This window comes from Rhizobium esperanzae (assembly GCF_002204185.1).
GTDB lineage: Bacteria > Pseudomonadota > Alphaproteobacteria > Rhizobiales > Rhizobiaceae > Rhizobium > Rhizobium esperanzae.
Genome location: NZ_MXPU01000015.1, coordinates 41,544 through 54,585, shown reverse-complemented (window position 1 = coordinate 54,585; position 13,042 = coordinate 41,544). Strand labels below are relative to the sequence as shown.

Here is a 13,042-nt window from a genome sequence, read left to right as displayed (position 1 = left end):
GGAGCCCAGCATTCCATTTTCATTCATCGCTGAACACTTTTGAAGGAGGCCTCAATGGCACCTCGCGTTCTCGTATCCGACGAATTGTCGGAAACCGCCGTCCAGATCTTCCGCGACCGCGGCGTCGAAGTCGATTTCGAACCGCAGCTCGGCAAGGACAAGGACCGTCTGCTCGAAGTCATCGGCAAGTATGATGGTCTGGCCATCCGCTCCGCCACTAAAGTGACGGAAAAGATCATCGAAGGGGCGAAGAACCTCAAGGTTGTCGGCCGCGCCGGCATCGGCGTCGACAATGTCGATATCCCGGCCGCCTCGCGCCGCGGCATCATCGTCATGAACACGCCTTTCGGCAATTCGATCACGACCGCCGAACACGCAATCGCCCTGATGCTCGCCGTCGCCCGCCAGCTTCCGGCTGCCGATGCCTCGACGCAGGCCGGCAAATGGGAGAAGTCGAAATTCATGGGTGTCGAGATCACCGGCAAGACGCTCGGCGTCATTGGCGCCGGCAATATCGGCTCGATCGTCTGCTCCCGCGCCATCGGCCTGAAGATGCACGTCGTCGCCTATGACCCGTTTCTTTCCAAGGAGCGCGCCGAGGAGATGGGCGTCACCAAGGTTGAGCTCGACGAGCTTTTCGCCCGCGCCGATTTCATCACGCTGCACGTACCGATGACCGACAAGACGCGCGGCATCCTCAATAAGGAAGCTCTGGCAAAGACGAAGCCCGGCGTGCGCATCATCAACTGCGCCCGCGGTGGCCTGGTCGATGAAGCGGCGCTTGCCGAAGCCATCAAGTCCGGCCATGTCGCCGGTGCTGCCTTCGACGTCTTCGAAGTCGAGCCCGCGAGGGAAAGCCCGCTCTTTGGCCTGCCGAACGTCGTCTGCACGCCGCATCTCGGCGCTTCGACGACCGAGGCGCAGGAAAACGTCGCGCTGCAGGTCGCCGAACAGATGTCGGATTACCTCGTCAAGGGCGCGGTCTCCAACGCCATCAACATGCCGTCGATCACCGCGGAAGAGGCGCCGATCCTGAAGCCGTTCATTCGTCTTGCCGACGTTCTCGGCGCCTTTGTCGGCCAGGTCACCGAAGAGCCGATCAAGGAAATCGAAATCCTCTATGACGGTGTGACCGCCAGCATGAACACGCGGGCACTGACGAGCGCGGTTCTTGCGGGCTTGATCCGGCCGCAGGTCGCCGACGTCAACATGGTTTCCGCGCCGATCATGATCAAGGAAAAGGGCATCGTGCTTTCCGAGGTCAAGCGCGACAAAACGGGCGTCTTCGACGGCTATATCAAGCTGACGGTCACGACCGAAAGCATGACGCGCTCCGTCGCCGGCACGGTGTTTTCGGATGGCAAGCCGCGCTTCATCCAGATCAAGGGCATCAATCTCGATGCCGATGTCGGTTCGCACATGATCTACATCACCAATACCGACGTCCCCGGCATGATCGGCTTCATCGGCATGACGCTCGGCACTGCCGGCGTCAACATCGCCAACTTCCAGCTCGGCCGCGATAAGCAGGGTGGCGACGCCATTGCGCTGCTCTACGTCGACGGCGAGGTGGATGACGGCGTGCTCACGCAGCTGACGGCGCACCAGGCGATCCGCCAGGCAAAGCTGCTGACCTTCAACATAGACTGAGATTTCCTCCTCCCAAGGAAACAGGGAAAACCCGGCGCCAAAAACGGCGCCGGGTTTTCTGCCTCAGCGATGGGTATATTTCAGTAAGGCAAGTGCTTGCGGCGGACGATCTTGCCGAAACGGGCTCTATCGTCCTGAGCCTTGGTGCGATGTAGGAAGGCCCGCCTGCTGTCGTCGAGACCCTGGAAGAATTCGTCCCAGGAAATCTCCCCTTGCGTTTCCGAGGAAAAATCGACGCGGACGGTTTCGCTGTCCGTCGCGTCCTTGATACGGGCGGGATGGCCGCCGCGCGCTTCGATCCAGTGTCTGATCCTGTTGTAATCCGCCGTCGTGCCGAACCTGGCCATGAAAACCCTCCGCAGCATTCGATTGCGACATTGAAGCCAGGAAACGCATGATCGAGAGAATAGTTCCTTAGGGGCGATAATTGTTCACTCAACGACTTCCGGTTGAGCCAGTCGGTGCTCAAGCATTCGTTATTTTGAGAACGGCGGCCGGCGCGGCATAATGCATGGGCTGGAAGGAGGATGCATATGAAACGCTATTCATTCTCGATAATCGGACTGGCGCTCATCACTGCTGTCATCGCCAATCCAAGTATCGCATTCGCCTGCAACAAGCTGATCGGCACCTGAGCCGCACCCCCGCTTCCAAGGCGTGGCTTCGGCCGCGCCTTGTTTTCTCACACGATTGCGAAACGAGCAGCTGCCCGCCGCCGCCCCTTGCGTCGTGATACAATCCCTTCTATATCGGTCCCTTATCCGAGAAGGGCGGCCGATCCCGCCCGAGATCAGCAATCCGCCGCAATTGCAGCGCAAGGGCGGATGATGAGCGCGCAGAATTTGGCACCACCGTTGAACACACTGGATTTTGACAAGAAGCCGGAAGAGACCCGCGTCGTCGTTGCCATGTCGGGCGGCGTCGATTCCTCCGTCGTGGCCGGCCTTCTCAAGCAGCAGGGTTACGACGTGCTCGGCATTACGCTGCAGCTTTACGATCATGGCGCCGCCGTTCATCGCGCCGGGTCCTGCTGCGCCGGCCAGGACATCGACGATGCGCGCCGCGTCTGCGAGACGCTTGGCATTCCGCATTATGTGCTCGATTACGAGAAGCGCTTTCGCGAGACGGTGATCAATCCCTTCGCCGAAAGCTATGTGGCCGGTGAAACGCCGATCCCCTGCGTCTCCTGCAACCAGACCGTCAAATTCGCCGATCTCCTGGCGACTGCCAAAGAGCTCGGCGCCGATGCGCTGGCGACCGGCCATTATATCCGTTCGCGGCCGAACCCTTCGGCCGAACATCCCAGCCGCCGCGCGCTGTTCCGTCCGGCCGATGCCGACCGCGACCAGAGCTATTTCCTGTTCGCCACGACGCAGGAGCAGATCGACTATCTCCGCTTTCCGCTCGGCGGTCTGCCGAAGGCCGAGACCCGCCGGCTTGCCGAAGAGATGGGCCTCGTCGTCGCCAAGAAGGCCGACAGCCAGGACATCTGCTTCGTGCCGCAGGGCAAATATTCCGACATCATCACCAAGCTGAAGCCGAATGCGGCGCTCGCCGGCGAGATCGTTCATCTCGACGGCCGCGTATTGGGAAGCCATGAAGGCATCCTGCATTTCACCATCGGCCAGCGCCGCGGCATCGGCATAGCCACCGGCGAACCGCTCTACGTCGTCTATCTCGACGCCCGCTCGCGCCGCGTCATTGTCGGGCCGAAGGAGGCTTTGGAAACCCACCGCGTCTATCTGCGCGATGTCAACTGGCTGGGTGACGAGACGCTTGCGGAAGCAGCATCCGGCGAAGGCTTTTCCTGTTACGCCAAGGTCCGCTCGACCAGGGCGCCGGCACCGGCCGTGCTGCATGTCGATGCCACCGGCACCTATGTCGACCTGACGGTCGGCGAGGCTGGGATCGCCCCTGGCCAGGCCTGCGCGCTTTATTCCGCACCCGGCGACGAAGCCCGCGTCTTCGGCGGCGGTTTCATCGAGCGCTCCGAGCGTGAACCCTCGGCCGAGGCCTCGCTCAAGGCCCTCTTGGCCAGCCCCGTCGCCGCCTGAAACCGATAGTCGAGGGCGGGCGGCCAAGCCCGGCGTTTTTCTCTATCATGCGCTTGACACAAAGCCGAAGCGCACCTTATAAGCCGCTCATCCCACGAGCCCGCAGCGCTTCGCGAGCAGGTATCGTTTGACCAGTGGCGGAGTAGCTCAGTAGGTCAGAGCAGAGGAATCATAATCCTTGTGTCGGGGGTTCAAATCCCTCCTCCGCTACCATCTCTTCATTGCAGAGTTTCGGATTCTGGCGGCCGATTTTGAGTCGGTCCGACGGCCGCGCTAGCGCGTCCCTCCGCCAAAAAGCCGCGGCGACAGGACGAAATAACCTCGGGATTTCCCTGACGCCGAGGTCAGCACTATCTGTAGAGCATAAAATGCAAGATGGGCATTTTCATCGCCCAAAGATGGGATCCAGCGGCGATAATAATTGCCCATAAGGCCAGCGAGAACATGACCGCGGCTAACCTGATTCCCATTGATTGCATCAGTTCCTCCATCCCAGCATAATCGTCCCTCCTCGGACGATCTATTACTAGCAGGGCGCAGGTCGATCAGCTATCGCAAGAAATCGCTACTGGATCGTCGCTGCAGCGCGCGCTCGATCCAAGTAGAGGGATCGACGCCGGCGTCTATTCCCTTGGGAATGAAGATTTATGCGCTGTTTTACGCTGGTGCCGCTTTGGGAACTCGGTATTTCTGCCTGATCAAGCTTTCGACAATCCGGCCGTCAGAGATATTTCAGGCAGCGTAATAATGCCAGGCTCACGATGGCGTCATCATGACGATAACCGGCATTGATTGCTTCAATGCAGGCCGACCACTCCGAGCAAGCTTTCGACGGCTTCGTGGTCCTTGGAGAGGTCCGCCGGCGTTCCCGCCCAGGCCAGCCGCCCTCGTTCGAGAATGACGACCTGATCGGCGAAATCGAGCGCGCTCTGGATGCGCTGCTCGACAAGAAGGATGGTCATGTCGCCTGACTTGGCGAGTCCGGCGAAGGCTGCCATCAGTTCCTCGCAGATAACGGGGGCGAGACCCTCGAGCGGTTCATCGAGCAGCAGGACCGACGGGCGGCCGAGAATGGTGCGGGCCGTTGAAAGCATCTGCTGTTCGCCGCCGGAGAGCTGGTTGCCGAGATTGCGGCGGCGCTCCTTCAGGCGCGGGAACAGCGCATAGGCTTCCTCCAGCGCCGTCTTCGGCCGCGCCTTCAAGCCGACGAAAAGGTTCTCTTCGACGGTCAGCGTCGGGAAGACGCAACGTGTCTGCGGCACATAGCCGAGACCCTTGTGCGCGCGTGTTGCGCTTGGTGCTGTTGTGACGTCCGCATCGCCAAGGGTGATGCGGCCCTCGTAGCGTCTGGTCTGGCCGGCGAGCGTTGCCAGCAGCGTCGTCTTGCCCATGCCGTTGCGACCGAGCACGGCAAGCCTTGCGCCTGCCGGCACTGCGAAGGAAATGCCTTCCAACACCCGCGTCGGCCCGTATCCGGCCGACAGATTTTCGACCTCAAGCGACAGGGCTGGCATTGGCATAACTCCCGAGATAGGCCTCGCGCACACGCGCATCCCTGGTGACATCTTCAGGCCGGCCGTCAAAGATTATCGCGCCGGCGGCCAACACGATGACACGTTTGGCAAAACGAAAAACAAGATCCATGTCGTGCTCGATCATCAGCACGGCGAGATCGGCGGGCAGATCAGCCAGCGCTTGCTCGATGCGGCCGGTATCGCTTTGCGGCACGCCGGCTGCCGGCTCGTCGAGCAGCAGCACCTTCGGTTTCAGCGCCAGCGCGACGGCAAGTTCGAGAAGCCGCTGCTGTCCATAGGCAATCTCGCTGACCTTGCGATGCATCAGCGGCGTCAGTCCGAGCTTTCCCAGGAGGTCGTCGATCTCGGCCATGACGTCGGGCATCGAGAGGAAATTTCCGAACATGTTCCAGGTCTTTCCGTCCCGCTGAAGAACAGCGAGCCCGACATGTTCGGCCGGCGTCATGTCCGGGAAAAGCCGCGTCACCTGAAAGGAGCGGACGAGGCCGCGTTTGACCCTGCCGATCGCATTGACCGCCGTCACCGTTTGCCCGCCGAGGCGGACCTCGCCGGAATCGGGGGAGAGATTGCCGGTGACGAGGTTGACGAAGGTAGTCTTGCCGGCGCCGTTCGGGCCAATCAGCGCAACACGGTCGCCGGGCGCCATCGCCAGCGAAACGTCGTTGGTGACGGCAAGGCCGCCGAAGGCTTTCCTGAGATTGGCGACTTCGAAGACGGGGTTCATGAGTGGTCGTTTCTGCGATGGGCAATGAAGGTTGCGGCTGTTCCGTAAAGGCCCTTGGGCGCGAAGAGCACGACGGCGATCAGCAGCGCGCCGACCATGGTCAGCCAGTGAAAGGGATTGGCGGCCGAGACATAGTCCTCGAAAAGCATGAAGATGATCGTGCCGGAGAGCGCCCCGAAGAGAGAGCCGGTGCCGCCGAGCACGAGCATGACGAGCGCTTCTGCCGACTGCGTGAAGGACAGGCTGTCCAGACCGACGACCTGCGTCGAGATCGCGTTCAAGGCGCCGCCGACTCCGGCAACCGCGCCCGAGATGGCGTACATCCTGATGAGTGCGCCCTTCGGCGAACCACCCATGGCGCGGATACGCAATGGGTCCTGCTTGATGGCGCGGCACAGCATGCCGAAGGGTGAACGCACCAGCAATCTCAGCAGCACGAAGACAACAAGCAGCAGCGCCATTCCGAAAAAGAAGGCGGTGCGGCCATAAAGATCGAATTCAAAGAAGCCGAGGACCGGGTCGGGCGCGATGCCGGAAAGTCCATCACTGCCTCCTGTCCATGAGGAGGTCTTGTTGGCGAATTCGTGGAAGAGGTGGATGAGGGCAATCGACAGCACGAGCTGCGGCAGGCCATGCGCGCGCAGAATGATCGCGCCGCTGAGCAGCCCGGAAGCTACGCCGCCGGCAATGCCGGCAAGCAGCATGAGCAGCGGATTATTGATGCCGTAATGCGCCGACAGGATGCCGGCGGCATAGGCGCCGGAGCCGAACAGGGCGGCATGGCCGAGCGTTGCAACGCCGCAATAACCGGTCACCAGATCGAGCGAGAGCACGAGCAGCGCGATGGTGATCATCCGCGTCAGAAGCGCGAGATTATCAGGGAAGGCGAAATAGCCGATGGCGGCAACGGCGATGATCACGATAAGGCCGGCGAGATCGCGGCTGACATAGCCGCGCCGATGCTGGAGACGTCCGTTTTCGTTGTTCAACACAAGCGCCATCTCACTTCGCCCTCCCGGCTAGGCCGCGCGGGAAGACGCAGATGATCGCGATCACGGCAAGATAGAAGAAGAATTCCCCGAACTCCGGCATCAGATAGCGGCCCGTCGTATCGATCGCGCCGAGCAGCAGGCAGGCGATCAGCGCGCCGGGGATGGAGCCGGCGCCGCCGACGGAGACGACGACCAGGAAGGTCACCATGTAGCGCAGCGCATAATAGGGCTCGACCGGCAGGAGTTCGGCACCGACCACGCCGCCGAACGCTGCAAGCCCGACGGCGATGGCAAAGCTCACCGCATAGATGATTTCGGTGCGCACGCCGAGTGCCGCCGCCATCGCCGCATCGTCCACCGCGGCGCGCAGCTTGACGCCGAAGCTGGTCCTTTCGATCGCAAACCAGAGCGCCAGCGCCACGGCGAGGCCGCACAGGATGGCGAAAAGCCGGTGAACGGGGATGGTGCGAAAGCCGAGATCGGCCGAACCCTGCAGCGCAGCGGCAAGCGGTATGGTCTTCAGCGTTGGTCCCATCAGGTAATTGGCGATGCCGATGATGCAGAAGGTGATGCCGATCGTCATCAGCACCTGGGTCAGTTCCGGCGCGCCATAGATCCGGCGGTAGAGGAAGCGCTCGAGCGGGATTGCGATGATGATCGTGGCGACCACGGCGACGATGATTGCCACCGCATAACCAAGGCCGAGGTCACGTGCGGCATAGGAGGCGATGTAGCCCCCGATCATCGCGAAAGCGCCGTGAGCGAGGTTGACGACGCGCATCAGCCCCATGGTGACGGAAAGGCCGATCGATATCACGAAGAGCACCATGCCATAGGCAAGCGCGTCGACGGCTATGCTGAAGACTGTCTGCATGGAAATACCTGCTTGCCTGCGACGGGCTGCGATGACCAAACCCGCCGCACGTTCTGACGCTCGATGTTACTTTGCCGCCGCAAGGCCCGGGTCGCCCTGCTTCTCGAACGTCTGGATCTCCTTGTTGAAGTAGGTCCCGTCATCGGCCTTGGCGACTTCGCGCAGATAGATGTTTTGGGTAATGTGCCGGCTTTCCGGATCGATCGAGACCGGGCCGCGCGGGCTCACCCACGCAAGGCCCTTGACCGCGTCGACCGCTTTCTCGGCATCCTGCTTGCCGCCCGTCGCCTCGATCATCTTGTAGATGACATACATGCCGTCATAGGCGCTGACTGCGGGGAAGGAGAGTTCGGCCTTGTTGCCGATCGCCTTGGTGGCCGCCTCGACGAAAGCCTTGTTCTCGGGAGAATCGTGCGACACGGCATAGTGGAAGGTCGTCTGGATGCCGAGCGCGGCGTCACCCAGCGCCGGCAGATCGGATTCTTGGGTCAGATCGCCAGGGGCGAAGAACTTGATGCCGGCGGCTTTCAAGCCATTCTCGTTATAAGCCTTGACGAAGCCAAGCGTCGTCGGACCCGACGGCAGGAAGGCGAAGACGCCCTCGGCTCCGGAATCCTTGATGCGCTGCATGATCGGGCTGAAGTCGTTGGTCGCAAGCGGCATGCGGATTGCCTCGACCACCTGACCGCCCGCCTTTTCGAAGCCGGCCTTGAAGGCATTCTCGGCGTCGATGCCGGGGCCGTAATCGCTGACGACCGAGATCACTTTCTTGACGCCTGCGTCTGAGGCGACCTTGGCGATCGGCGTCGAGGTCTGCCAAGTTGTAAACGAGGTGCGCACGACGAGCGGGCTCTTGGTGACGATCGCCGAGGTGGCAGCGTTCATGATGACCATCGGCACGTTGCCCTGCTTCAAGATCGGCGTCACGGCCATGGCGTCAGGGGTGAAATAGAAGCCGGCGAGATACTGGACCTTTTCCTTGACGATCAGTTCCTGCGCCAGCGCCTTGGATTGGGCCGGATCGGCCTGCGGCACGTCGCGGTAGACGATCTCGACCGTGTCGCTGCCGACCTTGCTGCCGTTGACAGCCATATAGGCGTCGATGCCGGCCTTGAAGTTCTTGCCCTGGAGCGCGAAGGGACCAGAGAATGGCCCGATGACGCCGACCTTGATCGTGTCGGCATAGGCGCTGGTGCTCACAACGATTGCCGCAGCGGCGGCCAGAAACAGCTTCCTCATTCTTCTCTCTCCCTTTTCGGCGTACTCCAGCGCCGTATTGAATTTCAGATTAGCTTGTCATGCGAAATGGTGATGTAAAATGAAATAAATCCCCAAACACATGATTTGCCGGTTATGGTTCTGCGTCGTCGTGACTCGCTCTGTTCACCGGCGTATGCGCAGCTTTTATCCCTCGATCTTCGCGTCAGAACGGCAATCCCACGTAGTTTTCTGCGAGCACCGTGGAGGCCGCACGGGAATGTGTGAGATAGTCGAGTTCGGCTTCCTGGATCTTTTGATCGAAATCGCTGGTATCGGGAAACCGGTGCATTATCGTCGTCATCCACCAGGAAAACCGCACCGCTTTCCATACGCGGGCGAGCGCCGTCTGCGAATAGGCGTCGATGCCGCTCTCGGAGCCTTCACGGTAATGCTCGAGGAGCCCGCAGAACAAGTAATGGACATCGCTTGCTGCAAGGTTCAGCCCTTTGGCACCGGTCGGAGGCACGATATGGGCGGCGTCGCCGACGAGGAAGAGCCGGCCGAAACGCATGGGCTCGGCGACGAAGGAGCGCAAGGGAGCGATCGATTTCTCGAAGGACGGCGCGGTCGTCAACGCGTCGGCGTGATGGGCCGGCAGGCGCCGTCTCAACTCGTCCCAGAAGCGATCGTCGCTCCAGTCTTCGATCTTCGCGTCGAGCGGGCATTGGATATAGTATCGGCTGCGCGTGGCCGAGCGCATCGAACAGAGCGCGAAGCCCCTCGGGTGGTTGGCGTAGATCAGTTCATGGCTGACCGGCGCCACGTCGGCAAGCAGGCCCAGCCAGCCGAAGGGATAGACCTTCTCGAAACTTCGGATCGCCCGTTCGGGAACGGCTCTGCGGCTTGTTCCATGAAAGCCGTCGCAGCCGGCGATGAAATCGCAATCGATGCGGCAGCCGATACCATCCTTCGTGTAGGTGACGAAGGGCGAACCACCCTCAATACCATGTGGGGCCACATCGGCAGCGTCATAGATCGAAAGGGCGCCGCAAGCTTCCCGCCGCTCCATGAGATCGCGCGTCACCTCGGTTTGTCCGTAGACGGTCACGCGCCTGCCGCCGGTCAATTCGTGAAGATCGATGCGATGGTCGCGGCCGTCGAAGGCCAGCGAGAAGCCGTCATGCGGCAAGCCTTCGGCATGCAATCTTGCCCCGGCTTTGGCCTCGTCCAACAGCCCGACAGTACCTTCCTCCAGCACGCCGGCGCGGACGCGGCCGAGGATATAGTCCTTGCTCACGCGGTCGAGGATGACGTTGTCGATCCCAGCTTCGGTCAGAAGCTGACCGAGCAGCAGGCCGGATGGTCCCGAACCGATGATGGCGACCTGGGTTCGCAAATGCTTCCTCCCTTGCATTTTTGCGTTTTGTCAGATTCTGCCGTGCCGCCATTGCCGCAACAATGGACAAACTGCCCCAAAGATTGCACTTATCGAACATTGGCACGGGAGGAAGCCGATGAGCAGGCATATACCGACCTACGAGCTCTATGGCGAAAATACCGGGCGATCTCCGGAATTCTGGTTGCATTGCGAAACAATCCGCTCCCGCAGCAGCCTGCATCAATGGGAAATTCGGCTTCACCGCCACGAGAGCTTCTTTCAGATATTATACATCGAAGCCGGCTCGGGCGATGCGATCTTCGGCAAGAAGAGCCACGCCATTCGTCCGCCGGCGGTCATCACGGTTCCCCCTGGGCTCGATCACGGCTTTCGCTTTTCACGTGATATCGACGGCCTCGTGATCACTATCTTGAGGTCCCATCTCAGCCACCCGCCCGGCGAGCGAAGCCATCTCGGCGAGTGGTTGGCGATGCCGCATCTGACGCCCCTCGATCCCGATAACGCCGAGGCTGCCTATGTCATGCAGACGCTGAGGCGGCTCGGCGACGAATTCGAAAACCGCCGCGGTGGCCGCAACGAGGTATTGGCTGCCTATGTCGGGCTGGCGTTGCGGCTGACGGCGCGGATTACGCATGAAGGACATACGCAGGAGCTTCCGTCAAATGAGAACGAGCGGCGGCTGGAGATGCTGGACGAACTCATTCAGCAGCATTTTCGATCCCACAAGCCCGCATCCTTCTATGCCAGGGAGCTCGGGGTTTCGCCGACGCATCTCACCCGGATCGTCCGGTCGATGACCGGCAGCACGCCGCATGAACTGATCGCCGGCAAACTTGTCGAGGAGGCGAAGCGCCAGCTGGTTTTTACGCTTGGCAGCGTTCAGGAAATCGGCTTTCGGCTAGGCTTCGCCGATCCCGCCTATTTTTCGCGCTTCTTCCTGAAATATACCGGCGAAACGCCGCGGGTCTGGCGGATGAACGAAAAAGCTCGGCTTGAACGGGCATAGGTTCCGGCATTCGGTCATCCGACATCGCGTGCGTCAGTCACAGATGTCTCACGCCGCCGGCCACGTCCAGTCCCGCACCTCCGGCATGTCCTCGCCGTATTCCCTGACATAGTCGTGATGCTCGGCGAGCTTGCCTTGGAACGCGGCAAGCGCGTCTTTTGCCTTCTCCTTCAGGCTCGGCACGCGCTCGATGGCTTCGATGGCGAGATGGTAGCGGTCGAGTTCGTTAAGGACGGTCATGTCGAAAGGCGTGGTCGTCGTGCCTTCCTCGATAAAGCCGCGGACGTGGATGTTCTCGTGGTTGGTGCGCTTATAGGTCAGGCGATGAATGAGATAGGGATAGCCGTGATAGGCGAAAATGACCGGCTTGTCGGCGGTGAAGATCGCGTCGAAGGCCTCGTCGGAAAGGCCATGCGGATGCTGGTCCCTGGATTGCAGTGCCAGGAGGTCGACGACATTGACGGTGCGGATCTTCAGCTCGGGAATGGCCGTGCGCAGAAGATCGACGGCGGCGAGCGTTTCCATCGTCGGGACATCGCCAGCGCAGGCCATGACGAGATCAGGCGATATCGTGTCCTCCTCGTTGCTTGCCCAGCGCCAGATGCCGATGCCGGCCTCGCAATGTTTCACCGCCTCGTCCATCGACAGCCATTGCGGCTCCGGCTGCTTGCCGGCGACGATGACATTGACGCGATCATAGGTGCGAAGGCAATGATCGCCGACCCAGGTGCAGGATCACGCCGGGATCGAGACAGCCCGGGCGTGTCGCCATCGGGATGCCGTCGAGGGTCGAAAAGCCCATGCTGCAATCGCGGCTGATGCCGTCTTCCATCGCACAAAGGCTGGCGCCGCTGCCGAGATGGGCGACCACAGCCTTTGCCGCATGCGGCGCCTTGCGCGCGAGTTCACTGGCGATGAACCTATAGGAAAGCCCGTGGAAGCCGTAACGCTTGATGCCCTCCTCATGCAGGGAACGGGGTATGGCCAGGCGGCGAACGAGATCGTCCTGCGTGGCGTGGAAGGCCGTGTCGAAGGAGGCTGTCTGAACAAGATGCGGCTTCAGGTGACGGAGCGCGCGGATGAAGCGCAGCGCTTGCGGTTGGTGCAGGGGCGCGAGCGGGATCAGCGCTTCGATCCCATCGGTGGCGGCGTCATCAAGCGCGACGGCGCTCGTGAAGCGCTCGCCGCCATGGACGACGCGGTGGCCGACAGCGACCGCGGCAGCCACGTCGAATTGATCGGCGAGACGCGCGAAGGTCTCGTCGATGACCCCGTGCAGATCGTCCGTCACCTCCGCCCTCAGCGGCATGTGGAATGTCTGCGATCCCCTGGTCAGGCGAAGCGAGAGCGGCTCGGCGCGGAGGTCGATGACGCCCTTTCCGAGGTGTCGTGCCTCGGCGCCATCGATCGAGAAGACACCGACCTTCACAGTCGATGAGCCGGCGTTGAAGGTCAGGAGGAGGTCGGTGGATGACATGTCTTCAGAGACTCCGCACGGTCGTCACGATGACCGAACTTAGCGCCGAAACTCCCGCTGGAAAGGCATGGCCGCCCGTGCGCAACATGCTGACGGTGCGGGGCGGCCGACAGGACGCCAAGGCTTGGGAC

10 protein-coding genes, 1 tRNA gene and 2 pseudogenes are annotated in these 13,042 nt (G+C 61.4%); 4 read left to right on the top strand and 9 right to left on the bottom strand.

From position 1 onward, the window contains the following. Positions 1-54: 54 nt before the first annotated feature. The gene (gene serA / locus B5E41_RS21355; RefSeq protein ID WP_088395950.1) at positions 55-1,650 is read left to right on the top strand and encodes a phosphoglycerate dehydrogenase; all 1,596 of its coding nucleotides are present in this window, start codon (positions 55-57) and stop codon (positions 1,648-1,650) included. Positions 1,651-1,730: 80 nt separating this feature from the next. Here serA and B5E41_RS21350 read toward each other — a convergent pair whose 3' ends face one another. Further along, a complete protein-coding gene (locus B5E41_RS21350) occupies positions 1,731-1,997 on the bottom strand; it encodes a hypothetical protein (protein ID WP_088395949.1) in 267 nt (88 codons plus the stop codon). A 507-nt stretch (positions 1,998-2,504) separates the two neighbouring features. Between B5E41_RS21350 and mnmA the strand changes: the two genes are divergently transcribed. Together mnmA and B5E41_RS21340 are read left to right on the top strand one after the other, a co-directional pair. Then, a complete protein-coding gene (gene mnmA / locus B5E41_RS21345; RefSeq protein ID WP_088396027.1) occupies positions 2,505-3,704 on the top strand; it encodes a tRNA 2-thiouridine(34) synthase MnmA in 1,200 nt (399 codons plus the stop codon). 136 nt (positions 3,705-3,840) lie between these two features. Then, positions 3,841-3,917, top strand: a tRNA-Met gene (locus B5E41_RS21340). 584 nt (positions 3,918-4,501) lie between these two features. On the opposite strand, the gene B5E41_RS21335 is transcribed toward B5E41_RS21340, so the two are convergent. The 6 genes from B5E41_RS21335 to pobA all read right to left on the bottom strand — a co-directional run bounded on the left by B5E41_RS21335 (position 4,502) and on the right by pobA (position 10,425). Next, the gene (locus tag B5E41_RS21335; RefSeq protein ID WP_088395948.1) at positions 4,502-5,218 is read right to left on the bottom strand and encodes an ABC transporter ATP-binding protein; all 717 of its coding nucleotides are present in this window, start codon (positions 5,216-5,218) and stop codon (positions 4,502-4,504) included. Next, a complete protein-coding gene (locus B5E41_RS21330; protein ID WP_088395947.1) occupies positions 5,199-5,963 on the bottom strand; it encodes an ABC transporter ATP-binding protein in 765 nt (254 codons plus the stop codon). Before B5E41_RS21330 ends, B5E41_RS21335 begins: the two co-directional genes overlap by 20 nt. Then, entirely contained in the window at positions 5,960-6,964 is a 1,005-nt protein-coding gene (locus tag B5E41_RS21325) for a branched-chain amino acid ABC transporter permease (protein WP_088395946.1), read from the bottom strand. Before B5E41_RS21325 ends, B5E41_RS21330 begins: the two co-directional genes overlap by 4 nt. Before the next feature lies 1 nt (position 6,965). Further along, positions 6,966-7,829, bottom strand: a complete 864-nt coding sequence (locus B5E41_RS21320; RefSeq protein ID WP_088395945.1) for a branched-chain amino acid ABC transporter permease — start codon at positions 7,827-7,829, stop codon at positions 6,966-6,968. Between the two features lie 66 nt (positions 7,830-7,895). After that, positions 7,896-9,068, bottom strand: coding sequence for an ABC transporter substrate-binding protein (locus B5E41_RS21315; protein WP_088395944.1), 1,173 nt, complete (start codon positions 9,066-9,068; stop codon positions 7,896-7,898). Between the two features lie 184 nt (positions 9,069-9,252). Then, a complete protein-coding gene (gene pobA, locus B5E41_RS21310; RefSeq protein ID WP_088395943.1) occupies positions 9,253-10,425 on the bottom strand; it encodes a 4-hydroxybenzoate 3-monooxygenase in 1,173 nt (390 codons plus the stop codon). Between the two features lie 118 nt (positions 10,426-10,543). Between pobA and B5E41_RS21305 the strand changes: the two genes are divergently transcribed. After that, positions 10,544-11,434, top strand: coding sequence for a helix-turn-helix domain-containing protein (locus B5E41_RS21305; protein ID WP_088395942.1), 891 nt, complete (start codon positions 10,544-10,546; stop codon positions 11,432-11,434). A gap of 48 nt (positions 11,435-11,482) precedes the next feature. Here the strand turns inward: B5E41_RS21305 and B5E41_RS21300 are convergent. Together B5E41_RS21300 and B5E41_RS21295 are read right to left on the bottom strand one after the other, a co-directional pair. Then, positions 11,483-12,160: pseudogene (locus B5E41_RS21300) on the bottom strand (phosphoketolase family protein); the annotation flags it as partial. Then, positions 12,159-12,911 (bottom strand): annotated as a pseudogene (locus tag B5E41_RS21295) (acetate/propionate family kinase); the annotation flags it as partial. The pseudogenes B5E41_RS21300 and B5E41_RS21295, both read right to left, overlap by 2 nt. Positions 12,912-13,042 lie beyond the last annotated feature (131 nt).

Coding starts and splice junctions, on each gene's coding strand:
- serA (WP_088395950.1), top strand. CDS start 55: ATGGCACCTCGCGTTCTCGTATCCGACGAATTGTCGGAAACCGCCGTC.
- B5E41_RS21350 (WP_088395949.1), bottom strand. CDS start 1,997: ATGGCCAGGTTCGGCACGACGGCGGATTACAACAGGATCAGACACTGG.
- B5E41_RS21335 (WP_088395948.1), bottom strand. CDS start 5,218: ATGCCAGCCCTGTCGCTTGAGGTCGAAAATCTGTCGGCCGGATACGGG.
- B5E41_RS21330 (WP_088395947.1), bottom strand. CDS start 5,963: ATGAACCCCGTCTTCGAAGTCGCCAATCTCAGGAAAGCCTTCGGCGGC.
- B5E41_RS21325 (WP_088395946.1), bottom strand. CDS start 6,964: ATGGCGCTTGTGTTGAACAACGAAAACGGACGTCTCCAGCATCGGCGC.
- B5E41_RS21320 (WP_088395945.1), bottom strand. CDS start 7,829: ATGCAGACAGTCTTCAGCATAGCCGTCGACGCGCTTGCCTATGGCATG.
- B5E41_RS21315 (WP_088395944.1), bottom strand. CDS start 9,068: ATGAGGAAGCTGTTTCTGGCCGCCGCTGCGGCAATCGTTGTGAGCACC.
- B5E41_RS21305 (WP_088395942.1), top strand. CDS start 10,544: ATGAGCAGGCATATACCGACCTACGAGCTCTATGGCGAAAATACCGGG.